Origin of the sequence: Streptomyces sp. NPDC088157, from assembly GCF_044741545.1 — a bacterium.
GTDB lineage: Bacteria > Actinomycetota > Actinomycetes > Streptomycetales > Streptomycetaceae > Streptomyces.
The window spans coordinates 598,703-621,337 of record NZ_JBIUSU010000001.1 but is presented as its reverse complement, the minus strand read 5'-3'; the positions used below and the strand labels follow the sequence as shown (position 1 = coordinate 621,337).

The window sequence follows — 22,635 nt, the reverse complement described above, 5'->3', positions numbered from 1 at the left end:
GCTCCTTGAGGATTTCCAGTACATTTGCGTGACCGGACGGAGCTGAGGGGGCGCGACCGGAATGAGCGCATGGTCCACTCGGGACGCACACATGGGTGACCTCCCGCGGCTCACTCAGCTGCTGGCCGAGACATGCGCCCCGGCCGAGGCTCCCTCGTCGGCACTCCTGGGCGGATCGATCGCCGGGGGCATGGTCCGGGTCGCCGAGTCCGACGGCGAGCTGGTCGGCTGCGCCGCTGCCGAACGGCCTTCACCCGGACACGTACGTCTGTCGGTGATCGCCGTTCGCGACGGTCTGCGAAGACAGGGGATGGGTCTTCGGCTCCTGGAGGAGCTGTCCACAGCGGCCCCGGAACGGCCCGGGCCGGCCGCCTTGTTCTCCGCCGTGGTCGAAGCAGCGGACGTCCCGCTGACGGGGCTGCTGCTGAAGAGCGGCTTCATCGGTACCCGCGTCATGCGCACGAGTCGGCACCCTGGCGGCATCTGCCTTCACTTCCAGCACAAGACCCGCGTCGAGTACGTAGATCCCGACACGCGCTACCTCGTGCCCCTCAGCGCACAGACGCAACTGATCGAGTCGCTCGCACCACTGGATCAGGCCGTGACCGCGCTGGTGTCGCTGGGCGGCGAGCCCGCGCTGGAGGTCACGCGCTTCGAGCAGGACGACCCCGCCACGCTCCAGTCCGGGGAGGCGGCGGCCGGCATAGCGTTCTCCGGAGCCATTCTGGCGGCCATCACCTTCCTCCTGGGCTTCGCCTTCACGTCGACGCGCTTCCCGGACGATGTCCGTCTGCTCCTGATCGGTGCCACCTTCAGCACGGTGTTGTCCCTGATCGTCTACGCCAGCGCCTCGGGAGAACTGGCCCGGATCCATTCGAACACGTTCGGGAAAATCATGAAGTACGGCAACATCCTCTCCGAATACGGTGGTGTGCTGCCCTTCCTGATCTCCCTCCCGGTCACCTACGCACAGGCGAGTGGAGACCCCACGACGACCATGATCCTGGCCGCGCTGCTGAGTTCGGGCCTCGCCTGGTACGAGTGGTCGGAGTTCTCCATCGCCCGGCGGTTCCGGAAGAGCCTGGTGGAGATCGCGCTCATGGCGTTCACCTCGATCTCACCCCTCGTCGGTGCCGCGGTCGTCGCGACGCAGACGACCAGTTGGCCGTGGACCGCTGCGCTGGCCTGTGCTCTGGCTGCCCGGACGTGGCTGTACCTCTTCCGGCGAGGCCCGGAGGCAGGGACCGCGGGGCGCAGGCAGTGGGAGGTCAGGGAGTGAGTTCCGCGGCACGCAGCAGATCCGCGACCTCTCGGGCACATCCCCAGGAGAGGGTCAGCCCGGCGCCCCCGTGACCGTAGTTGTGCAGGAGCAGGGTGTCCTTCGCGCGGTTCTCCGCCTCCAGCCGCACCCGAGGCCGAACCGGCCGGAGTCCCACGCGGTGACCGATCACCGGAGCGTCGGCGAGGGACGGCTCGACCGCCACGCAGCGCCGCACGATGTCCAGGGCGGCGGCGGGGTCGGCCCTCAGATCCCAGTTGTCCCAGTCCGAAGTTCCGCCCAGGATCACCACGTCCGACTGGGGATAGATGTAGACGAGATCATCGGCTTCGGGCGTGTCGTCGCAGAAGAAGGTCCCGATCCCGGGGTTCTCGACCACGACGAGCTGGCCACGCACGGCCTGCACGGACGGGTCACCGACCAGAGCCCGCGCGCCCGTCCCCGTGCAGTTCACGACGACGGGCGCCTCCGGGAGAGCCTCTTCGACGCAGGCGTAGCGGTGCTCGCGGAGCCGGCCGCCGGCCTTCACCAACCGGTCGACGAGATGGCCCAGGTACGTGGGCATGTCGACGACGGGAGCACGGTAGCGCCATCCCTCCGTGTAACCCGGACGCAGGTCCTCCGGAGCGCACGGACGCGCGTCGACCCAGGGGGCCCAGGCCGGAACATCCCTCGGCACACGGGACTCGTGCGTACCCTCGACCAGACGGACCCCCGTCCTGTCGTCGGCGCTCAGTGCCCGCAGCACCAGAAGGCTCTCCTTGCTCCAGCGCTCCACCAGATCGGCGGGTTCGGCCAGAAACGGATCCCACGAAGCGCCCGCGGCTGCCGAGGTCGTGGCTTCGGGGAGCAGTTCGGCATCCACCCGCACGTTCCTGCCCGCTTCGGCGAGAAGGACGGCTGTGGTGAGCCCGACCACACCGGCACCGATCACCACCACCGCTGGTGCCGACATCATCGCCTCCTCGGTAACGCCCCTCCGGCGGCCGGCCGTGTGGCCTCCTACGCCCTGTCCGGGGGCACCCCAGTCTATGTTCCTAAGCCCGGCCACCCGCTTCGCCGAGCCCCCCGAACCCCCGCACATACCCCCGCTGCCAAGGCGTCTCCACCGCGTGCCGGTCGTAGTGGCGGCGGACGAACCGCACCGCTTCCTCGGGGGGTACGCCGTCCAGGACCGCCAGGCAGGCCAGGGCCGTTCCGGTGCGGCCGCGGCCGCCGGCGCAGGCGATCTCGACACGCTCGTCGGCCGCGCGGCGCCATGCCTCGGTGAGGGTCGCGCGGGCCTGCGCGCGGTCGCTGGGGAGGCGGAAGTCGGGCCAGCGGAGCCAGCGGGACTCCCAGGGGGGCCGCGGGGGCCGCGCGCCCAGGAGGTAGACGCCGTACGCGGGTGTGGGGGCCGCCGGATCGAGGGGGCGGCGCAGGCCGCGGCCCCGGACCAGGCGGCCGGAGGGCAGTGCGAGTACTCCGGGCTGACCTTCACGCCAGGCCCACGCGTCGCTTTTCATCACCCCATTCGAACGCGGTGACGGGGCACGGGCAACCGATTCGGCGCAATCTGTGGTCTGGAGGGCGAGGAGGGTGCTTGATGCAGGCCGAACAAGAGGACCGGTTCCAGGAGTTCGTCAGAGCCCGGTGGTCCCGGCTCGTGCGAACCGCGTATCTGCTCACGGGGGACGTCCACCACGCGGAGGACCTGACGCAGACCGCGCTGGCCAAGGCGTACCGGTCGTGGCGGCGGATATCGCGCAGCGACAATCCCGAGGCGTATGTGCGACGGATGCTGGTCAGTTGCAACAGTGACCGGTTCCGCAAGCGGCGGGTCACCGAGGCGCTGACCGCGGCGCCGCCGGAGAGGGCGGGGCGCGACGAGGGCGCCGGGCGGGTGGAGGAACGAGGCTCCCTGCTGGCCGGGTTGGCCCAACTTCCGCCGAAACAAAGGGCGGTTGTGGTGCTTCGGTACTGGGAGGACCTGTCCGAGGCGGAGGTGGCCGAGGTGCTCGGCTGCTCGCCCGGCACGGTGAAGAGCCAGGCGTCGAAGGGGCTCGCGAAGTTGCGTATGCATCCGGGGCTGGCCGCCGGTCGCACGGTGTCCGGTGACCAGGGCCGGGACCAGCGGCTGGAACGGAGCCAGGGCCAGGGCCAGGGTCAAGGCCAAGGTCAGAGCCAGGGTCAAGGCCAAGGTCAGGGACAAGGCCGCAGTCAGATTCAGGGGCGAGTTCGGGGAGGCAGTAGGTGAACGGCTCGGGAGAGCAGGTGGACCGGGGGGACTTCGGGTTCGAGGAGCGGATGCGTGAGCTGCTCGCTGAGGACGCGTACGACATCCGGCCCTCGCCGGCGCCGTATCCGGCGATCCGGCGGCGGGGACTGGCCGAGCGGCGGCGGCGCGTCGCGGTGACCGGGGCGGCGTTGATGACGCTGGCCGCGGTGCCGGTGGGGGCGTATGCCGTGGCCGGGGGGAACGGGGGGCGGAGCTCCGACACGGCGGCGCCGAAGCCGTCGGTCAGCGCCCCGCACAGCACGGCCGGGAGCACCGCCGGAAGCGCCGGAAGTCCGTCCCCGTCGGGGGGCACACCCGCCGGGACGACGGCCGGGCCCACGCGGCCTGCCACGGACGGGCAGTTGCTCGACGGGATCACCTTCGCGCAGGCGGCGGACGGGTTGGAGGAGTGCCTGAACGCCGAGGGCGGACCGCCCGGGAGTCCAGCGGATCTGGGCAAGCCCGAGGACTACCGGATCATCCTGGCGATCAAGAGCACCGGCGACTCCAACGACCCCGGGGACGGCCTCTACGTCGCCGCGGTGAAGGAGCGGCCGGCGGGCCGCTGGGTGATCTGCTCCATCAAGGGCGGTGTGGCCTCCGGCATCAGCACCGGCACGAGCACCGGGGCGCCGGGCAGTGGCCCGGTCGTGGTCGACCGCAACGGCGAGCAGTTGTACCAGCAGTCGTTCGCCGACAAGGGCAACTGGAAACTGCCGTTCCGGTGGGGGGTCGTCGGCACCGTCGAGGCGTCGGTGGCCAAGGTGACCGTCTCCTACGGCGACGGCGGCCCGGTGACCGCCGCCCTGGACCACGGCTGGTTCGTCACCGCCGGCATGCTGAACGAGCAGGTGACTCTGGCCCCGCACATCAAGGGCTACGACGGCTCCGGCAAGCTCGTGTACGACTCCGACGAGGACACGACGTACCGGCGCACCCTGCCCTAGCCGTTCCCTGCCCGGCACGCCTGCCGGGTGCGTCTGTCCTGGGTGCGTCTCCGTCCCGGGCAAGTCCGTCCCGGGCAAGTCCGTCCCGGGGCGTCTGTCGGGCACTCCCGTCAGCCGGCGCTCGGCGGCCTGCGTGTCATCGGCCGTGTGTCATCGGCCCCGACCCGTACGCCGCGTCGGCCGGTCGGGCCCGGTCCCGCGCGCCCTGGGGGGTCCGGGAACTCCGCCGGGGGCGACCGGCTGGGGGCCGATTCCCAGGGAGTGTCAGGAGGGCGTGCGGGCCGCCACCAACAGCCGGGTCACGTCGTCCGCGTGGATCGTCAGGGCCGCGCCCACCGTCGCGAGGACCTCCCGCTCGGCCGGGGTGTAGGGGCCGTCCGCCAGGGCGATCCGGGCGCCCTGGAGCAGGATCGATTCGCGGCCGACCGCGGCGAGGTGCGGGGCGAGCGGGTCGAGGGCCTCGTGGAGCTCTATGGCGAGGCCCGGGCCGTACGGTTCGCCGTAGCTGTTGCCGGTGTCGGAGGCCAGGGCGGCGACGAGGGCGGCGAGCTGTTCCTCCGTGCAGTCGGCGAAGCCGGCCGCGCGCACCGCGCCCGCCGCCGCCTCCAGGGACGTACGGGCGCAGGCTCCGCCCGCGGACAGGACCGCGAGGGCGACGGTGTGCACGGCGTCGCGGAGCATCGCCGAGAAGCGGATGGTGGTGGGGTGATCGAGGACGTCGGTGCCGAAGTGGCGGCGGCAGGCGGCGCACTCGACGACCGGACCGGTCTCGCCGCGCGGCACGACCGGCATGCCGAGGAAGGTGAAGCGGCGCCGGCCGGTCAGCCGCTGGTAGTTGCGGTCGCCTCCGCAGCCCGGGCAGAAGAACTCGCCGTCGCCCGCGGGCGTCCACGCGGTGCGGTTGCCCAGGATGCGGGCAAGGCCGGTGACACGGCCGTCTCGTCCCCGTTCTGGCAGCACGTCGCACCTCCGTAACCCCGCGGCAACATCGCCGCGCGCCCCCGTGATGTTAGCCACATCCATGAGGTGTAGTCAGCACCCAGGACGAGACCTTCCCGTGACCTCCACAGCGGCATGGCCGATATACGACGGGGCCCTGACCGCCGTATACAGCGGTCAGGGCCTCGAAAGTGCCGATCAGGCAGGTCAGCGGGTCGCGCGGTTGACGGCCGAGACGACCGCCTTCAGTGACGCACGCGTGGTGTTCGCGTCGATACCGATGCCCCACAGGACCTTGTCGTCGATCGCGCATTCGATGTACGAGGCGGCCTGCGCGGAGGCGCCCTCGCTCATCGTGTGCTCCTGGTAGTCCAGGAGGCGTACGTCGATGCCGACGGACTCCAGGGCGTTGAAGAAGGCCGAGATGGGACCGTTGCCGGAACCGGTCAGGACGGTGTCCTCGCCGTCGACCGTGGCCTCGACGGTCAGGGTGTCGATGCCGTCGGTGTCCGTGGTCGACTGGCCGTTACGGACCTGGATGCGGCCCCAGGGGTTCTCCGGGTTCGGCAGGTACTCGTCCTGGAAGACGGCCCAGATGGCGCCGCCCGTGACCTCGCCGCCCTCGGCGTCCGTCTTCGCCTGGATGAGCTTGGAGAACTCGATCTGCATCCGGCGGGGCAGGTCCAGCTTGTGGTCGTTCTTCAGGACGTACGCGATACCGCCCTTGCCGGACTGCGAGTTGACGCGGATGACGGCCTCGTAGGAACGGCCGACGTCCTTGGGGTCGATCGGCAGGTACGGGACCGCCCACTCGATGTCGTCGACGGTGACGCCCTTCGCGGCCGCGTCGGCCTCCATGGCGTCGAAGCCCTTCTTGATGGCGTCCTGGTGGGAGCCGGAGAAGGACGTGTAGACCAGGTCGCCCACGTACGGGTGGCGCGGGTGGACCTCCATCTGGTTGCAGTACTCCCACGTACGACGGATCTCGTCGATGTCGGAGAAGTCGATCTGCGGGTCGACGCCCTGCGAGAACAGGTTCATGCCCAGGGTGACCAGGTCGACGTTGCCGGTGCGCTCGCCCTGCCCGAACAGACAGCCCTCGACGCGGTCGGCGCCGGCCATCAGCGCCAGCTCGGCGGCGGCGACGGCGGTACCGCGGTCGTTGTGCGGGTGGACCGAGACGCAGACGTGCTCGCGGCGGGAGAGGTTGCGGCTCATCCACTCGAAGCGGTCGGCGTGGGTGGAGGGGGTGGAGCGCTCGACGGTGGCCGGCAGGTTCAGGATGATCTCGCGGCCCGGGCCGGGCTGGTAGACGTCCATGACCGCCTCGCACACCTCGAGGGCGAAGTCCAGTTCGGTGTCGGTGAAGATCTCGGGGCTGTACTGGTAGCCGAACTCGGTCTCCGGGCCCAGCAGCTTCTCCGCGTACTCCATCACCAGGCGGGTGCCGTCGACGGCGATCTGCTTGATGTCGTCCTTGGACCCGCGGAAGACCACCCGGCGGAAGACGGGGGCGGTGGCGTTGTACAGGTGGACGGTGGCGCGCCTGGCGCCCTTCAGGGACTCCACGGTCCGCTCGATCAGGTCCTCACGGGCCTGGGTCAGTACGGAGATCGTGACGTCGTCCGGGATCGCGCCCTCTTCCTCGATGATCGAGCGCACGAAGTCGAAGTCGGTCTGACCGGAGGCCGGGAAGCCGACCTCGATCTCCTTGTAGCCCATCTTGACCAGTTGGTCGAACATCCGGCGCTTGCGCTCGGGCGACATGGGGTCGATCAGGGCCTGGTTGCCGTCACGCAGGTCGGTGGAGAGCCAGCGGGGGGCGGCGGTGATCCGCTTGTTCGGCCACGTGCGGTCGGGGATGTCGACCTGGTCGTACTGTCCGTACTTGTGGATCGGCATCTGGCTGGGCTGCTGGCGGTTCGCCATGGGGCGTGGGCTCCTCGGGGTGACCGGAGAATGTCCGGGCGGAAGGACGGCCGACGCGCAACACCTAGCACCGCGGGGAGGGGGTCGGCCTCGACTACAGGCCCTCGCCGCGGCAGCTAAGGAGAAGCAGCCCGAAATGCATAGTGCTCCGCAGCCTAGCGGAGCCGCTTCCGTCGCGCGGGTTCGTTCCAGTATGCGGGACCGGAAGAATGAACCATAGGAAAAGGTACATAACGTGCGCCACGCCACTTGGTGCCCATTCGCCATACCACCCGGCGTAGCAGCCCAGGACCCTTTGTCACCGTATTTCACCAATCATGGTTGCGGGTGGTGACAGCGGTATGACGCAGTGCAAGGGTGCCGGGCATGACGACTCACGGGGGCTTCGAGCCCGTCTTCTGCACCGTCGTACCGCCGCACCTCCTCGACCGGCTGGCACGCAACGACGACCCCGCTGTCGCCGGTCCCGCGCAGCGCACCATCGTGCGCGACGGCGAGCTGCGCATCCGCCGCCAGGTGACCACCGAGTACGGCCTCGCGGCCGTCCCGACGGTGAGGGCGCCCTCGGACCGGCCGCTGCGCACGCTCTACGACGCCGAGCACGGCACATCCCTGCCCGGCACCAAGGTCCGCGCCGAGGGTCAGGACCCCGGCCAGGACAGCACCGTCAACCGCGCCTACTCCGGGCTCGGCGCCACCTTCGACCTCTATCTCAAGGCCTACCGGCGCCACTCCATCGACGGCGACGGCCTGCCCCTCGACGCCACCGTCCACTACGACGAGGGCTACAACAACGCCTTCTGGAACGGCGAGCAGATGGTGTTCGGCGACGGTGACGGCGAGATCTTCGTCGACTTCACCAACTCCATCGACGTCATCGGGCACGAACTCACCCACGGCGTCACGCAGTACACGGCCAACCTGACCTACAACGGCCAGCCGGGCGCCCTCAACGAGTCGATGTCCGACGTCTTCGGCTCCCTCATCAAGCAGTACTCCCTCGGCCAGACCGCCGCCGAGGCCGACTGGCTGATCGGCGCGGGCCTGCTCGCCCCGAACGTCACCGGCACCGCCCTGCGCTCCATGAAGGCGCCCGGCACCGCGTACGACGACGACGTCCTCGGCAAGGACCCGCAGCCCGCGACGATGGACGAGTACGTCCGCACCGGCCGCGACAACGGTGGCGTCCACATCAACTCCGGCATCCCGAACCACGCGTTCTACCTGGTCGCCACCGCCCTCGGCGGTCACGCCTGGGAGAAGGCCGGCCAGCTCTGGTACGACGTGCTGACCGGCGGCGAGCTCTCCGACCGGGCATTCTTCACCGACTTCGCCAAGCTGACGCTGAAGGCCGCGCGTGAGCGCTTCGGCGACGGCGGGGAGGAGCTCCAGGCCGTGGAGAAGGCGTGGGAGCAGGTGGGGGTGCGGATTCTCTGAGTCCGTAATAGACAGGGACCCATGCGTATACAGGTGAGTCGCACGGGCGGGTTCGCGGGCATCGAGCGCCGTGCCGAGGTGGACACCTCGGCACGGCCCGACGCCCCCGAATGGCACGCCCTGGCCGAGCGGGCGGTCGCCGCCGGCCGGGGCGCGCCCTCGACCGGCGTACCGGACGGCTTCAGCTACGAGATCACCGTGGACGGCAGGACGGTGTACGCGGCCGATCCCCGGCTCACCCAGGAGCAGCGCGAGCTGATCTCGCGGGTGCTGAAGGAAGGTGCTTGAGAGGGGCTCGCAAGGTGCTCGACGGGGGCTTGAGGAGGCTTGAGGGGGCTCGCAGGAGGGGCATAACTGGCAGTTCACGCCGGGACGTTGACTTCCTTACCCATCGGTAAGGATGATCCCGCCCATGGTGAACGATCCGCGTGACGCGGCGAACCCGATGCCCCGGTTCCCGGCAGACTTCCTGTGGGGCGTGTCCACTTCGGCGCATCAGATCGAGGGCGCGGCGGACGAGCGCGAACCTTCCGTCTGGGACACCTTCACGGCCGAGCCGGGACGGGTGAAGGACGGCTCCACGGCGGCGGTGGCCTGCGACCACTACCACCGCTACCCCGAGGACGTGGCGCTCCTGGCGGACCTGGGCGTGGACGTCTACCGGTTCTCGATCTCGTGGCCGAGGGTGAACTCCCTCGCCGGTCTCGACTTCTACGACCGGCTCGTCGACGAGCTCTGCGCGGCCGGCGTCCGCCCGGCCCCGACCCTCTTCCACTGGGACCTGCCGGTCGGGCTCGACTGGCTGGAGCGGGACACCGCGTCCCGGTTCGCCGAGTACGTGTCGGTGGTGGCCGGACGCCTCGGTGACCGCGTGCAGAAGTGGATCACCATCAACGAGCCCGCCGAGCACACCCTGCTGGGGCACGCGCTCGGCACCCACGCCCCCGGCAAGCAGCTCCTGTTCGACGCGCTCCCGGCCGCCCACCACCAGCTGCTGGGCCACGGCCTCGCCGTCCAGGCCCTGCGCGCCGCCGGCGCCACGGACATCGGCATCGCCAACTCGCACGGCCCGACCTGGCCGGCCTCCCAGGAGCCCGCCGACCTGGAGGCGGCCGCCTTCTACGACGTCCTGCTGAACAGACTGTTCGCCGAGCCGGTCCTCCTGGGCGCATACCCGGAAGGGCTCGGCGAGTTGATGCCGGGGGACGTACAGGCCGACCTCAAGGTGATCTCGGAGCCGCTCGACTGGTACGGGATCAACTACTACGCCCCGACGAAGGTGGGCGCTCCGCAGGGCACGGAGATCGAGTTCGGCGGCATCCGCATGCCGGCCGAACTCCCGTTCTCCGTCCAGCAGATCGAGGGCGTCCCGGTGACGGACTTCGGCTGGCCGGTCGTCCCGGAGGGCCTCACGGAACTCCTGACCACCTTCCGCGACCGCTACGGAGACCGGCTGCCCCCGGTCGTCATCACGGAGAACGGCTGCAGCTACGAGGGCCTCGACGACCAGGACCGGATCGCCTACCTCGACGGTCATCTGCGCGCCCTGCACCGGGCGGTGGACGCGGGCGTCGACGTACGCGGCTACTTCGTGTGGTCGCTGCTCGACAACTTCGAGTGGGCGGAGGGGTACGCGCGCCGCTTCGGCCTGGTCCACGTGGACTTCGAGACCCTGACACGGACCCCGAAGGCGTCGTACGCCTGGCTGCGGGACGTCCTGCGGGCGCAGAGATGACGACGGCCGACAGGGCCCCGGCAGCCGCCCTGGCCGAGCCCGTGGAGCGGGTGGGCCGGGGCTGGACGTCGGCCCTGTCCCTCGCCAACGGGGCCATCTGGGTGGGCTGGTACGGCCCCCTCCAGATCCTGCTGGCCTCCCAGGCCGAGGACTTCGCACCCGGCTCGGGCATGTCGAAGGAGACGATGCTGGCCTGGGTGACGGGCGTGGGCGCGGTGGCGTCACTCGCCGCGAACCCCCTCTTCGGCGCCCTGTCGGACCGTACGACGTCCCGCCGGGGCCGCCGTACGCCGTGGATCGTGGCGGGCACGGCGGGCGGCGCCCTCTCGCTCCTGCTGCTCGCGGGGGCGGACGGCGTCTGGACCATGGCGGTGGGCTGGTGCCTGGTCCAGCTGACGCTGAACGCGGCCTTCGCGGCGGTGACGGCCGCCGTCCCCGACCGGGTCCCCCGGCACCAACGCGGCTCGGTGGGCGGCTGGCTGGGCGCCGCGCAGATCCTGGGCGTGGTCGGCGGCACGGGGCTCGCGACGGCCGCCGGGGGCGTCGGGGCGGGATACGTGGCGTGCGCGGTGTTCACGACCCTGGGTGTGCTGCCGTACGTGCTGCGGTACGAGGATCTGCGGCTGGCGGTGGAGGACCGGCCGGCGTGGTCCTGGCGGGGCTTCGCGGCCGGGTTCTGGCTGAGCCCGCGCACCTACCCCGACCTCGGCTGGGCGTGGCTGACCCGGTTCCTGATGAACCTGAGCAACGCGCTGGTGCTGCTGTACCTCCTCTACTACCTGCGCGACCGCCTGCACCACTCCGACCCCGAGCAGGGCGTGCTGATCCTGACAGCGGTGAACGGGCTGACGCTGCTCGCCACGGTGGTCGTCGGTGGCGTCTGGTCGGACCGGGTCGGCAGGCGCAAGCCGTTCGTGATCTGGTCGGGCGTGCTGATGGCGGTGGCGACGGCGGGCCTCGCGGCCTGGCAGACCTGGCCGGGCGCGATCGTCGCGGCGGCGGTGCTGGGCATCGGCTTCGGCGTGTTCACGTCGGTCGACTTCGCGCTGATGACGGACGTGCTGCCGAAGGCCGGGGACCGGGGCAAGGATTTGGGCGTCATCAACGTGGCCAACTCCCTGCCCCAGGTCGCGGCCCCCGCCCTCGCCGCGCCCATCGTGACCTACCTGGGCGGCTACCGGGTGCTGTACCTGGTGGCGGCCGTCGTCGGGCTGGCGGGGGCGGTGCTGGTGGGGCGGATCCGGGGGGTGGACTGACCTCGGGGCGGAGTGCCTTCCCTGAGGGTCCGGGGTGCCTGTCCGGAGCGCCGGCCCGGAGCGCCGGAAGGCTCTTGGGCACCGGCAGGGTCCGGAGCGCCTGGAAAACCTAGAGGGCTCCGGCGTCCCGGGCCGCGTAGACGCTGGGGTACAGCGGACGGAAGCCGAGTTCGCGGCGGATGCGTTCGGTGGAGGTCAGCTGGAAGAACGGGTCGGGGTCGGTGCGCTCGTAGAGCTCGGCGGGCACGTCGACCCCGTTGAGCTGGTGCAGTTCGACCGCCGTGACGGGGGCGTCGTCGGCGATGTTGTAGGCCCGGCCGGCGGCTCCCGGCGCGTGCAGGAGACGCAGCAGTCCCTGGGCGACGTCCACGTGATGGACCATGTGCAGCCGCTGGGCCGCCGCCCAGTTGCCGGCCCACATCAGCGACTGGGCGAGGTGCGGATCGCCCTCGCCGTAGACGAAGGCGAGGCGGCCGACGCGCACGTCCAGGCCGTCCAGCGCGAACAGCTCCCGCTCGGCCACCCCCTTCGCCTCGGGGTAGGCGCCCCACATCGCGCCGCCGCCGGGCCGGACCTCGTCGTCCTCGACCAGCGGGCGGCCCCGCCCGAGGCCGTACACCAGCCCCGTACTGACCTGCACGAAGCGCCGCACACCCGAGGCCAGCGCGGCGCGGCCCAGTTCCACCGCCGCGTCCCGGTTGACTGCCCACGCCTCCTCGTCCGGCACCCCGCGGAAGGACGCCGCGACGTTCACGACCGCGTCCACCCCGGCCACCGCCTTGCCGAGCACCTCCGCGTCCCGCAGGTCCCCGAGCACGACCTCGGCGCCCAGCTCCGCGAAGCGTTCCCCCCGTGCCGCGTCCCTCACCAGGACCCGCACCCTCTCCCCCGCCGCGGCCTGCGCCAGCAGCCTCGGCACAAAGCGCCGGCCGACCTGTCCCGTCGTACCCGTCACCAGTGTCAACATCGTCATCCACTCCTCTTGGTCGGAGCCACCAGCCTCGGACGGAGCCGGGACGACCGGGAGAGACCCGTCGATCAGGGGACCGGCAGTCCCTGGATAAGACGGGCGGCCTGCCGCAGCCTGGAGGGGTGAACCGAACCGAACTCGCCGACTTCCTGCGCCGCGGCCGGGCCCGTCTGAGCCCGTCGGACGTGGGTCTGACGTCGGGAGCCCGCCGCCGTACGCCCGGACTGCGCCGCGAGGAGGTGGCCCAGTTGGCGGGCATGTCGGTCGACTACTACACGCGTCTGGAACAGTGCCGGGGCCCGCGACCGTCACGCCAGATGCTGACGGCGCTGGCCCGCGCCCTGCGCCTCACCGACGACGAGCGCGACCACCTGTTCCACCTGACCGGCGAGGAGCCCCCGCGCCGCGAGACGGCGTCGGCGCACGTCCCGCCCGGCCTGATGCTGATCCTGGACCGCCTGCACGACACACCGGCGCAGGTGGTGACCGACTGCGGCGAGGTCCTGGCCCAGAACGCGATGGGCAGGGCGCTGACCCGCGATGTGATGTCACGCCCCCGGCGCGAGCGCAACCTGCTCCGTCTCTACTTCCTGGATCCGCAGGCCCGCAGCCTGTTCCCGGCGGAGGACCGGCCGGACCACGCCCGCGCCCAGGTGGCCAACCTGCGCGCGGTGACCGCCGCCCGCCCCGACGACCCCGAGCCGGCCGCGCTGGTCGCCGAACTCCGTTCGTCGAGCGAGGAGTTCGCCCGTCTCTGGGACGAACACGAGGTATCCCTGCGCCACAAGGCGACGAAACGCTTCCTGCACCCGCTGGTCGGCCTGCTGGAACTGGACTGCGAGGTCCTGCTCAGCCACGAGCACCACCAGCTCCTGGTCATCCACACGGCCCGCCCGGGCACGGAGGCCTACGAACGGCTCCGGTTGCTCCGGGTGGTCGGGCTCCAGGACATGTCCCCGCAGTCGGTCTGAAAGCCCCTGACGGCCTCAGAACCCCAGCTTGCGCAGCTGCTTCGGGTCGCGCTGCCAGTCCTTGGCGACCTTCACATGGAGGTCCAGGAAGACCGGCGTTCCCAGCAGCGCCTCGATCTGTTTGCGGGACTTGATGCCCACGTCCTTCAGGCGCTTGCCCTTGGGGCCGATGATGATGCCCTTCTGGCTGGGGCGCTCGATGTAGATGTTCGCGTGGATGTCGAGCAGCGGCTTCTCCGCCGGACGGTCCTCTCGCGGCAGCATCTCCTCGACGACCACCGCGATGGAGTGCGGGAGCTCGTCCCGTACGCCCTCCAGCGCCGCCTCGCGGATCAGCTCGGCGACCATCACCTGCTCGGGCTCGTCCGTCAGGTCGCCCTCGGGGTAGAGCGGCGGGCTCTCCGGGAGCATCGGGGCGAGCAGGTCCGCCAGCAGCCCGACCTGCTGGTCGCCGACCGCCGAGACCGGCACGATCTCCGCCCACTCGAACCCCAGCTCCTTGCCGAGCTGGTCGATCGCGATGAGCTGCTCGGCGAGCGCCTTGGAGTCCACGAGGTCGGTCTTCGTCACGACCGCGACCTTCGGCGTCCGCTTGATCCCGGCCAGCTCCTTGGCGATGAACCGGTCGCCGGGGCCCAGCTTCTCGTTGGCCGGCAGACAGAAGCCGATGACGTCGACCTCGGCCCAGGTGGCGCGTACGACGTCGTTGAGCCGCTCGCCGAGCAGGGTGCGCGGCTTGTGCAGGCCCGGCGTGTCGACCAGGATCAGCTGGGCCTCCGGGCGGTGCACGATGCCTCGCACCGTGTGCCGCGTGGTCTGCGGACGGTTCGAGGTGATCGCCACCTTCTTCCCGACCAGAGCGTTCGTGAGGGTGGACTTGCCCGCGTTGGGACGACCCACGAAGCAGGCGAAGCCGGCACGGTGTACGGACTCGGCCGACTGCTCGGATGACTGGTTACGAACGCTCATGGCCCCCATTCTCCCTGATCCACGAAGCCCCGCCGCACACACGAGCGGCAACCCCCTCCCCGGTGAGCTCCCGGAAACCTCCACGCAACGAAACGTCACGGAAACACACCTGTACGCGACCGGAAACCAGAACCGGTGAACCTCTGACGAGCCCCCCGCACCGTTGGAGACCCCGTGACTCTGGCCGCCGCCCACGCGAACACCGGCGACACCGCCTGGCTGCTCGCCGCCACCGCCCTCGTCCTGCTGATGACCCCGGGCCTGGCCCTCTTCTACGGCGGCATGGTCCGCACGAAGAGCGTGCTCAACATGCTGATGATGAGCTTCGTGTCGATCGCGCTGGTCACGGTGGTGTGGCTGGCCGCCGGCTACTCCCTGGCCTTCGGCGACGACGCCGGGGGCGGGCTGATCGGGGGGCTGGAGCACGCCGGGATGGCGGGCATCGGGCCGGACAGCGTGCAGGGCACGGTGCCCACGCTCCTCTTCGCCACCTTCCAGCTCACCTTCGCGATCATCACGGCCGCCCTGATCAGCGGTGCTATCGCGGACCGGGCGAAGTTCGGCGCGTGGCTGGTCTTCGTACCGGTCTGGGCGCTCCTCGTATACGTTCCCGTCGCCCACTGGGTCTGGGGTCCCGGTGGCTGGATCCTCGACGGGCTCGGCGCCCTCGACTTCGCCGGCGGCCTCCCGGTCGAGATCACCTCGGGGGCCTCGGGACTGGCGTTGTGCCTGGTCCTGGGCCCGCGTCTGGGGTTCAAGAAGGACGCGATGCGTCCGCACAACCTGCCCATGGTGATGCTGGGCGCGGGGCTGCTCTGGTTCGGCTGGTTCGGCTTCAACGCGGGTTCCGCACTGGGCGCGAACGGTCTGGCGGCCGCCGCCTTCCTCAACACCCTCGCCGCCGGCTGCACCGGTCTGCTCGGCTGGCTCTTCGTCGAGCAGAAGCGCGACGGCCACCCGACGACACTGGGCGCGGCGTCCGGCGCGGTCGCGGGCCTCGTGGCCATCACGCCCTCCTGCGGCTCGGTCTCCCTCCTCGGTGCGCTGGTCGTCGGCCTCGCCGCCGGTGTCGTCTGTTCCTACGCCGTGAGCTGGAAGTTCAGGCTGAACTACGACGACTCCCTCGACGTGGTCGGCGTCCACCTGGTCGGCGGGGTCATCGGCACGCTCCTCATCGGCGTCTTCGCGGTGGACACCATGACCGGCGGCGCCGAAGGCCTCCTCTACGGCGGCGGGCTCGCCCAGCTCGGCAAGCAGTCGGTCGCCGTGGCCGTGGTGTCGGCGTACGCCTTCTCCGTCACGTACGGCATCGGCAAGCTCCTCGACAGGGCGATCGGCTTCCGGGCGGACGAGGACCACGAGCACACCGGCCTGGACCTTACGGTGCACGCCGAGACGGCATACGATCACGGCGTCCTGGGCCATGGCGCCCCGGTGTCCGCGCACTCCGTCCCCTCCGCCCAGAAGGTCAAGCCACAGGCATGAAGCTCATCACCGCGATCGTCAAGCCCTACCGCCTCGACGAGGTCAAGACGGCCCTCCAGGAGCTCGGCGTGCACGGCCTGACCGTGACCGAGGCAAGCGGCTACGGCCGGCAGCGCGGCCACACCGAGGTGTACCGGGGCGCCGAGTACCAGGTCGACCTCGTGCCCAAGGTCCGCATCGAGGTCGTCGTCGACGACGCGGACTCCGACGCCGTGATCGACGCGATCGTGCGGGCCGCGCACACCGGGAAGATCGGTGACGGCAAGGTGTGGGCGCTGCCGGTCGAGACGGTCGTGCGGGTCCGGACGGGTGAGCGCGGGCCGGACGCGCTTTAACCTCCGGCGGTCTGACCGATCTTCGTCCGCGGCTGAGCGGGGGCCGGTCGCGCTCTAGCCTCCGGCGGTCTGACCGATCTTCGTCCGCGGGTGAGCGGGGGCCGGTTCCGCGGTTCCCCGCGCCCCTTCCGGGCGCCTTCGTCGCCGCCTGATCATCAGCCACGCCCCGATGCCGATTCCCGCCGCCACGACCGTCGCCACCAGCCACGGCACCGACACGAACGACGCGGACGCCGACTCGCTCGTGTTCTCGGCGCTCGCCGTCAGCCTGATGTTGGTCCGGTCGAGCTGGGGAGCGCCGGTCCAGCGTTCGGTGAGGCGGACCCGCTGGCCCGGGAGGAGTTGGGAGGGGATCTTCGTCAGGTCTCGGGTGAGGAGGGTGCGGCCGAAGAGGCCGCTCGCCTTCAGCCGCACCCGGGGGGCGAGGGTGACGTTTCCGGTGTTGTGCAGGGTGTAGGAGATGGTCGCCGTGCTGTCGCCGAGGCCGGGCACCAGCGGCTGGTCGTGGCTGACCCTGACGTTCTCGACGGCGAGCGCGGGCAGTGTGGGGCCGCCGACCTGGAGGTAGACGCGGGCGCCGACGGCGCGCTGCACCCCGAGCGCGACCCCGCCGTCGCCCTTCTCGACCCGTTCGTCGAGGGCGACGATCGCTCCCGGATGGTCGCCCGGCTCGGCGCCCTCGGGCACCCGGACGGTGAACGGCACGGTGACCGTCCTGCGGCCGGGCACGGTGACCCGGTCCTTGGGCAGTTCGGCCCAGGCGCCCACGCCCCGCATCTTCTCGCCGAGCGACTTCACGGCGAACCCGCCGTCGCGGGCGGTGTTGTAGGCGTCGGCCGCGTACAGCCGGAAGGTGAGGGGCTCGTCCGTCTTGTTGGCGACGACGACCTTGTCCTCGATCGTCTGACCGGGATCGGCGGAGACATAGAAGTAGGGCCGCGCCGCGACGGCCGAGGAGACGGGATAGACGGACCAGCTGCCGTTGTCGGCGGCGTGGGCGGGGGCCGCGAGCGTGAGGAACAGCAGGAGCGGCAGGAGAAGGGCGTACGGCTTGCGCATGGGTGCGGACCCCCCGGCGAACGGCGAACGGGCCCTGATGACCGGGCCCGGCGAACGGGCTTCGACGGTTGGGTGGACGGGCGGGTGCGGACCTGTGGGGCGGGCGCCCGGCCACCGGTGGACGTGGTGCGTACGCTCAGGTGAGCGTGAGGGTCAGGACGCCGGCGTAGGTGCCCGGAGGCGTGAACGACGGTACGTCGAGGGACAGTTGGGCGTTGGCGGTGAACTCGCCGCCGGTGGCCGTGCCGTCGGGTGTGGACGCCAGGGTCGCCCCTGAGGCGCCTACCGTGCCCGCCGAACCGGCCTGACAGGTGCTCGGGCTGCCCGCCTTGGTGGTGCACCCGGGCGTCCAGCTCAGCTTGCCGGCGTCGATCTTGGCGCCGGGACCGCTGAAGTCGGTGACCTTGCCGGTCAGGGACCAGCCCGCGGGTCCGCCGCGGAAGTCCTTGACGGTCACGGTCTGAAGTGCGCCGGTCGAGGCCCCGCCCTGACCGAAGTCGACCCCGGACAGCTGGACGGCGTCCCCGGCCTGGGACATCGACAGCGTGCCCGCCCGGACCGTGGTGGTCACCCTCTGGCTGCCCTCGGGTACGGGCTGGTCGTCGATGACGACGTACGCGGCGGGTCCGGCACTCTTCTCCGAGCTCCACGCGCCACCCTCGTACGCCACGACACCGGTCGTGGTGAGGTCGTTGACGACGAGCGAGCCGGAGATGCCGCCCTGCGCGTCCGCGGTCACGGTCGCCGTGTCCGCGGTCAGGGCGGACGCGGAGCGCCCGGCCAGCGTGACGGTCGCGCCCGCCGTGAAGCCGCTGCCGGTGACGGCGACGGCCGCGCCCGGACTCCCGGAGGCCGAACCCAGCGAGATGGCGCGGGTGTTGGCCGGCGGGTTGTCGGCGACGACGACCGTCTCCGACACCGGAGCGGGCGGGTTGGTCACCGTGCAGGGCGTGTCCAGTTCCAGGATGTAGCTGGTGTGGATGTTGTAGTCACCGGGCGAGAACGTGATCTCGCCGGGGGCGGTGACCGTGAACGTGCCGGTCATGGAGAACGACGGGAAGACGCCCTTGCCGGGCACCGGGTCGTTCTTCTTCGGCCCCGTGACCGTGACGGTGCCGGTCTGCGCGCCACCGAGGACGACCTTGCCCGTCGGTGTCATGATGTCGGCCGGCAGGGCCAGGTCGGTGGGGTTGCTCGCGGCGGGCGAGACCACGGTGTAGACGACGGTGACGATGTCGCCGACCTTGGGATTCGCGGGGTCCGCCGTGATCTTCGCGGTGGTGGTGCCGTCGATCGGCGGGAGACCCGCGATCGCCGGCGGGATGCAGTGCGTGGCGAAGTCCACGTTGGACGCGGCGCCGGCCGGGGCCGCCAGCGCCCCTCCGGCGGTGACCGCCAGCGCGGTCGCCCCGAGCAACGACGCCCAGCGCCGTCTTCGGGAACCTCGGGCACTTCCGGAACTTCGGGGTGAACCCATGTTGCCCCCTCCTCCAGGGTGCGGGCGCAGCGGCTCTTCTGCGCCGACAGGGGGCATTGAGGTGCGGATCGCGTGAGAAGTCAATGCACATCACGCGGTGAACTGATGGACCGTCAGCTTCCTGGTCGCGCCAGGAAACCGACGGCCTGTTGGCTCAGTTTCCAACCGCTATCAGCTGAACACGAACGGGCCCGGCGCCTGCGCCCCGCTCGTCGTACAGGTGACGGTGATCCCGAAGACGACCATCTTCAGGGAGCCGCCGTAGAAGTCCAGGCTGTCACCGGAGGCCACGGTCCCGTTGAGCGGACCGACCGTGATCGAGGAGCCTGCGGGCATGGCGGGGTTCACGGTGCCCGAGAAGACCCTCGCGGCACCGGTCGAGTTCGCCATCGTGAGCGTGGAACTGATGCTGTTCGCGCCGATCGAGATCGGCGTGCTGATCGCGGTGGACGTCAGCTTGAGGGTGGCGGCCGTGCCCGTCTGGGTGGCCGTGAGGGTGGCTGCGCCGCCTCCGAAGAGACCGCAGTTGGCGGTGACGGTGGCCGTCAGCGGGGTGACGGCCACAGCCGAGGGTGCCAGGGCCAGCCCGGTGACCGCGAGGGCCCCGGCCAGCATTGCCGCACCTGATCCGATTCGCTTGCCTCTCATGGGATCCGCTCCCTTCCCGATTACGGGAATCCATGTGGGGGGTGGATGGACGGGAGATGCCGACGGACCACCGCCCGGGAGGGATGGGTGCGGACACCCTGCCCGGGTCCAAATCTGACGGTCCGTCGGAACTTGCGGTTCCATTGATGCGCGAGCGATACGGAAACTGCAAGGTTGAAAACAGGCCTACCTGGGGCCGGCCCGCCGCGGGCTGCTCGGCTCTGCCTCCGGGGTGTTCCGGACCGCCGTCAGCCCACGGAAACGGTCGGTTTTCAGCCTGCGGAGACGGTCAGACGGACGGTCCCGTCCGGCGCGGCCACCAGCACCGGGGTCCCCGCCCCACCGAGATCCCGTACAGCGGCCAGATCCGCCTCGGCGGCCGCCTCCGACGCGGTCACCACCGCCGCCGCCTCCAGCGACTTCGCCCCCGAGGCCACCGCCATCGCCACCGCCGTCTGCAGCGCGCTCAACCGCAGCGACGGCAGGTCCACCGTCCCCGCGACATACGTACGTCCTGTCTCGTCCCGTACGGCGGCCCCCTCGGGCACACCGTTGCGGGCCCGCGCGGAGCGGGCCAGGGTGACGATCTTGCGGTCCTCGGGGTCGAGCGCGTTGCTGTCGGTCATGCCCCGAGCATACGAAGAACCGACCCGGGCTCGGGCGGCGCGGCCGTGGGGCGGACTCAGGGCCGGTCGAGCCGCAGCCGCTCGGCCCGCGGCAGCCCGGCGACGACCAGGTCGTAGGAGTCCTCGACGAGCTCCCGCACCAGCCGTTCCGGGAGCCCTCCGTCGACCCTCACCGTGTTCCAGTGCCGCTTGTTCATGTGATACCCGGGGACGATCAGCCCCTCGTACTCCCCGCGCAGGCGCACCGCGTCGTCCGGGTCGCACTTGAGGTTGACCGTCAGGGGCCGCGCGTCCAGGGTCGTCAGCGCGAACAGCTTGCCGCCGACCTTGAAGACCGAGATCTCCGGCCGGAAGGGGAAATCCTCCACCGCCGCGTTGAAGGACAGGCACAGGGCGCGCAGTGCCTGAGGTGTCACTCCATCACTCCATCACTCCGTCACTCACGCCGTCGGCGCGTCCGTCATGCGAGTACGTCCGTCATTCACGTGCGCCCGTCATTCGCGTGCGCCCGTCATTCCGGCTTCGTCTCGCCCTCCGGCCGGTGCGCGGGTTCCACCGGCTCCACCAGCACTGTGACGATCTTGTTCCGGCGGCCGGCCGCGGCCTCCGCCGTCAGCCGCAGCGCGCGCCCGTCCGGCAGGTCGACCATGCTGGACGCCCCGGCGATGGGCACCCGGCCCAGCGCCTTCGCGAGCAGCCCGCCCACGGTCTCCACGTCCTCGTCGTCGTACTCCTCGAGGCCGTACAGCTCGCCGAGGTCGGTGATGTCGAGGCGGGCGGTGACCCGGTGACGGTCGTCGCCGAGTTCCTCCACGGGCGGGAGCTCACGGTCGTACTCGTCGGTGATCTCCCCGACGATCTCCTCGAGGATGTCCTCGATCGTGACGATGCCGGCCGTGCCGCCGTACTCGTCGATGACGACGGCGACGTGGTTGCGGTCCCGCTGCATCTCCCTCAGCAGGTCGCCGGCGTTCTTGGTGTCGGGGACGAAGGCGGCGGGCCGCATCGCCGTCGACACCAGCTCGCCCTCGGCGTCCCGGCTGATGTGCGTCTTGCGGACCAGGTCCTTCAGATACACGATGCCGACGATGTCGTCCTCGTTCTCCCCGGTCACCGGTATGCGGGAGAAACCGGAGCGCAGGGCGAGGGTCAGGGCCTGTCGGATGGTCTTGTACCGCTCGATGACGACGAGGTCGGTCCTCGGGACCATGACCTCACGTACGAGGGTGTCGCCGAGCTCGAAGACGGAGTGCACCATGCGGCGCTCGTCGTCCTCGATCAGGGACTCCTTCTCGGCGAGGTCGACCAGGGCGCGCAGCTCCGCCTCGGAGGCGAAGGGCCCCCGGCGGAAGCCCTTGCCGGGGGTCAGCGCGTTGCCGATGAGGATCAGGAGCGACGGGATCGGGCCCATGATCCGTGCCAGCGGGAGGAGCACGTACGCGGCGGCCGTCGCGGTGTTCAGCGGGTGCTGGCGGCCGATGGTGCGCGGGGACACGCCGACGGCGACGTACGAGACGAGGACCATCACGCCGATCGCCGCGAACAGGGCCGGGGTCGTGCCGTCGATCTCCTGGAGGCAGGCGTAGGTGACCAGCGCGGCCGCCGCCATCTCGCAGGCGACGCGGACCAGCAGCGCCACGTTCAGATAGCGGGTGGGGTCGGCGGCGATCTGCGCCAGCTTGGCGCTGCCCCGCCGACCGGAACGTACGGCTTCCTCGGCGCGGAAACTGGAGACGCGCGCCAGGCCCGCCTCCGCGCAGGCGGCGAGCCAGGCGACGACGACCAGGGCGATCGCGCCGGCGACGAGGGTGGGACTCATGAGACGGTCGGCGCCGGGGACGGGCCGGTCATGCCCTTCTCCGCACGCCAGCCGTCGACGATAGCCGCCTGGAGACCGAACATCTCGGCCTTCTCGTCGGCCTCCTCGTGGTCGTAGCCGAGCAGGTGCAGCACTCCATGGACGGTGAGCAGTTGCAGCTCCTCGTCCATGGAGTGCTCCGTGGGCGCTTCCTTGCCCTGCCGCTCGGCGACCTCGGGACACAGCACGATGTCGCCGAGGAGGCCCTGCGGGGGCTCGTCGTCGTCCTTCGACGGCGGACGCAGTTCGTCCATCGGGAAGGACATGACGTCCGTCGGCCCCGGCAGGTCCATCCACTGGATGTGCAGCTGCTCCATGGCGGCGGCGTCCACGACGATCACCGAGAGCTCGGAGAGCGGGTGGATGCGCATCCGGGCGAGCGCGTAGCGGGCGATGTCGAGGATCGCCTGCTCGTCGACCTCGGTTCCGGACTCGTTGTTGACGTCGATCGACATGGT

The 22,635-nt window shown here is 70.9% G+C and carries 22 protein-coding genes and 1 pseudogene; 10 read left to right on the top strand and 13 right to left on the bottom strand.

Annotation, left to right across the window (positions count from 1 at the left end):
• Nucleotides 1-91 precede the first annotated feature (91 nt).
• Nucleotides 92-1,279: a GNAT family N-acetyltransferase gene (locus ACIPFH_RS02620; protein WP_401822308.1), complete on the top strand. Its 1,188-nt coding sequence runs from the start codon at nucleotides 92-94 to the stop codon at nucleotides 1,277-1,279.
• Here the strand turns inward: ACIPFH_RS02620 and ACIPFH_RS02615 are convergent.
• Entirely contained in the window at nucleotides 1,269-2,237 is a 969-nt protein-coding gene (locus ACIPFH_RS02615; RefSeq protein ID WP_401822306.1) for an FAD-dependent oxidoreductase, read from the bottom strand. The genes ACIPFH_RS02620 and ACIPFH_RS02615 overlap by 11 nt on opposite strands.
• 79 nt (nucleotides 2,238-2,316) lie before the next feature.
• Entirely contained in the window at nucleotides 2,317-2,784 is a 468-nt protein-coding gene (locus ACIPFH_RS02610) for a protein phosphatase (protein ID WP_401822305.1), read from the bottom strand.
• 80 nt (nucleotides 2,785-2,864) lie between these two features.
• On the opposite strand from ACIPFH_RS02610, the pseudogene ACIPFH_RS02605 reads away from it, so the two are divergent.
• Nucleotides 2,865-3,353, top strand: a pseudogene (locus tag ACIPFH_RS02605) (SigE family RNA polymerase sigma factor); the annotation flags it as partial.
• Nucleotides 3,354-3,511: 158 nt separating this feature from the next.
• A complete protein-coding gene (locus ACIPFH_RS02600; RefSeq protein WP_401822304.1) occupies nucleotides 3,512-4,483 on the top strand; it encodes a hypothetical protein in 972 nt (323 codons plus the stop codon).
• A 264-nt stretch (nucleotides 4,484-4,747) separates the two neighbouring features.
• Here the strand turns inward: ACIPFH_RS02600 and ACIPFH_RS02595 are convergent, their stop codons facing one another.
• Nucleotides 4,748-5,443: a TerB family tellurite resistance protein gene (locus ACIPFH_RS02595; RefSeq protein ID WP_401822301.1), complete on the bottom strand. Its 696-nt coding sequence runs from the start codon at nucleotides 5,441-5,443 to the stop codon at nucleotides 4,748-4,750.
• Nucleotides 5,444-5,629: 186 nt separating this feature from the next.
• Nucleotides 5,630-7,351 carry a 2-isopropylmalate synthase gene (gene leuA, locus ACIPFH_RS02590; protein ID WP_356249256.1) on the bottom strand — a complete coding sequence of 574 codons (1,722 nt, stop codon included), beginning with the start codon at nucleotides 7,349-7,351 and terminating at the stop codon, nucleotides 5,630-5,632.
• A 366-nt stretch (nucleotides 7,352-7,717) separates the two neighbouring features.
• Between leuA and ACIPFH_RS02585 the strand changes: the two genes are divergently transcribed.
• From ACIPFH_RS02585 to ACIPFH_RS02570, 4 genes are all read left to right on the top strand, one after another.
• Complete coding sequence (locus ACIPFH_RS02585; protein WP_401822298.1) at nucleotides 7,718-8,788, top strand: M4 family metallopeptidase; 1,071 nt, start codon at nucleotides 7,718-7,720, stop codon at nucleotides 8,786-8,788.
• Between the two features lie 21 nt (nucleotides 8,789-8,809).
• A complete protein-coding gene (locus tag ACIPFH_RS02580; RefSeq protein ID WP_401822296.1) occupies nucleotides 8,810-9,076 on the top strand; it encodes a protealysin inhibitor emfourin in 267 nt (88 codons plus the stop codon).
• A 124-nt stretch (nucleotides 9,077-9,200) separates the two neighbouring features.
• Nucleotides 9,201-10,523, top strand: coding sequence for a GH1 family beta-glucosidase (locus ACIPFH_RS02575; protein ID WP_401822293.1), 1,323 nt, complete (start codon nucleotides 9,201-9,203; stop codon nucleotides 10,521-10,523).
• Nucleotides 10,520-11,779, top strand: a complete 1,260-nt coding sequence (locus ACIPFH_RS02570; protein WP_401822292.1) for an MFS transporter — start codon at nucleotides 10,520-10,522, stop codon at nucleotides 11,777-11,779. The genes ACIPFH_RS02575 and ACIPFH_RS02570 overlap by 4 nt, the downstream gene beginning before the upstream one ends.
• Before the next feature lie 109 nt (nucleotides 11,780-11,888).
• On the opposite strand, the gene ACIPFH_RS02565 is transcribed toward ACIPFH_RS02570, so the two are convergent.
• Nucleotides 11,889-12,746, bottom strand: coding sequence for an NAD(P)-dependent oxidoreductase (locus ACIPFH_RS02565; protein ID WP_327182995.1), 858 nt, complete (start codon nucleotides 12,744-12,746; stop codon nucleotides 11,889-11,891).
• A gap of 125 nt (nucleotides 12,747-12,871) precedes the next feature.
• On the opposite strand from ACIPFH_RS02565, the gene ACIPFH_RS02560 reads away from it, so the two are divergent.
• Entirely contained in the window at nucleotides 12,872-13,720 is an 849-nt protein-coding gene (locus ACIPFH_RS02560) for a helix-turn-helix transcriptional regulator (protein ID WP_401822290.1), read from the top strand.
• A 15-nt stretch (nucleotides 13,721-13,735) separates the two neighbouring features.
• Here ACIPFH_RS02560 and era read toward each other — a convergent pair whose 3' ends face one another.
• Nucleotides 13,736-14,689, bottom strand: coding sequence for a GTPase Era (gene era / locus ACIPFH_RS02555; protein WP_356249269.1), 954 nt, complete (start codon nucleotides 14,687-14,689; stop codon nucleotides 13,736-13,738).
• A gap of 174 nt (nucleotides 14,690-14,863) precedes the next feature.
• On the opposite strand from era, the gene ACIPFH_RS02550 reads away from it, so the two are divergent.
• Together ACIPFH_RS02550 and ACIPFH_RS02545 are read left to right on the top strand one after the other, a co-directional pair.
• A complete protein-coding gene (locus tag ACIPFH_RS02550; protein WP_401822287.1) occupies nucleotides 14,864-16,174 on the top strand; it encodes an ammonium transporter in 1,311 nt (436 codons plus the stop codon).
• On the top strand, nucleotides 16,171-16,509 hold the full coding sequence (locus ACIPFH_RS02545) for a P-II family nitrogen regulator (protein ID WP_328481948.1): 339 nt from the start codon (nucleotides 16,171-16,173) through the stop codon (nucleotides 16,507-16,509). The genes ACIPFH_RS02550 and ACIPFH_RS02545 overlap by 4 nt, the downstream gene beginning before the upstream one ends.
• 54 nt (nucleotides 16,510-16,563) lie before the next feature.
• Here the strand turns inward: ACIPFH_RS02545 and ACIPFH_RS02540 are convergent, their stop codons facing one another.
• From ACIPFH_RS02540 to ybeY, 7 genes are all read right to left on the bottom strand, one after another.
• On the bottom strand, nucleotides 16,564-17,568 hold the full coding sequence (locus ACIPFH_RS02540; protein ID WP_401822284.1) for a WxL protein peptidoglycan domain-containing protein: 1,005 nt from the start codon (nucleotides 17,566-17,568) through the stop codon (nucleotides 16,564-16,566).
• Nucleotides 17,569-17,704: 136 nt separating this feature from the next.
• A complete protein-coding gene (locus ACIPFH_RS02535; RefSeq protein WP_401822282.1) occupies nucleotides 17,705-19,045 on the bottom strand; it encodes a beta-xylosidase in 1,341 nt (446 codons plus the stop codon).
• A 171-nt stretch (nucleotides 19,046-19,216) separates the two neighbouring features.
• Nucleotides 19,217-19,693 carry a hypothetical protein gene (locus tag ACIPFH_RS02530; RefSeq protein WP_401822279.1) on the bottom strand — a complete coding sequence of 159 codons (477 nt, stop codon included), beginning with the start codon at nucleotides 19,691-19,693 and terminating at the stop codon, nucleotides 19,217-19,219.
• A 272-nt stretch (nucleotides 19,694-19,965) separates the two neighbouring features.
• Nucleotides 19,966-20,319 carry a cytidine deaminase gene (locus ACIPFH_RS02525; protein ID WP_356249280.1) on the bottom strand — a complete coding sequence of 118 codons (354 nt, stop codon included), beginning with the start codon at nucleotides 20,317-20,319 and terminating at the stop codon, nucleotides 19,966-19,968.
• A gap of 56 nt (nucleotides 20,320-20,375) precedes the next feature.
• A complete protein-coding gene (locus ACIPFH_RS02520; RefSeq protein ID WP_401822276.1) occupies nucleotides 20,376-20,735 on the bottom strand; it encodes an MmcQ/YjbR family DNA-binding protein in 360 nt (119 codons plus the stop codon).
• A 95-nt stretch (nucleotides 20,736-20,830) separates the two neighbouring features.
• Nucleotides 20,831-22,138, bottom strand: coding sequence for a hemolysin family protein (locus tag ACIPFH_RS02515; protein ID WP_401822275.1), 1,308 nt, complete (start codon nucleotides 22,136-22,138; stop codon nucleotides 20,831-20,833).
• Nucleotides 22,135-22,632, bottom strand: a complete 498-nt coding sequence (gene ybeY, locus ACIPFH_RS02510) for an rRNA maturation RNase YbeY (RefSeq protein ID WP_401822272.1) — start codon at nucleotides 22,630-22,632, stop codon at nucleotides 22,135-22,137. The genes ACIPFH_RS02515 and ybeY overlap by 4 nt, the downstream gene beginning before the upstream one ends.
• Between the last annotated feature and the right edge of the window lie 3 nt (nucleotides 22,633-22,635).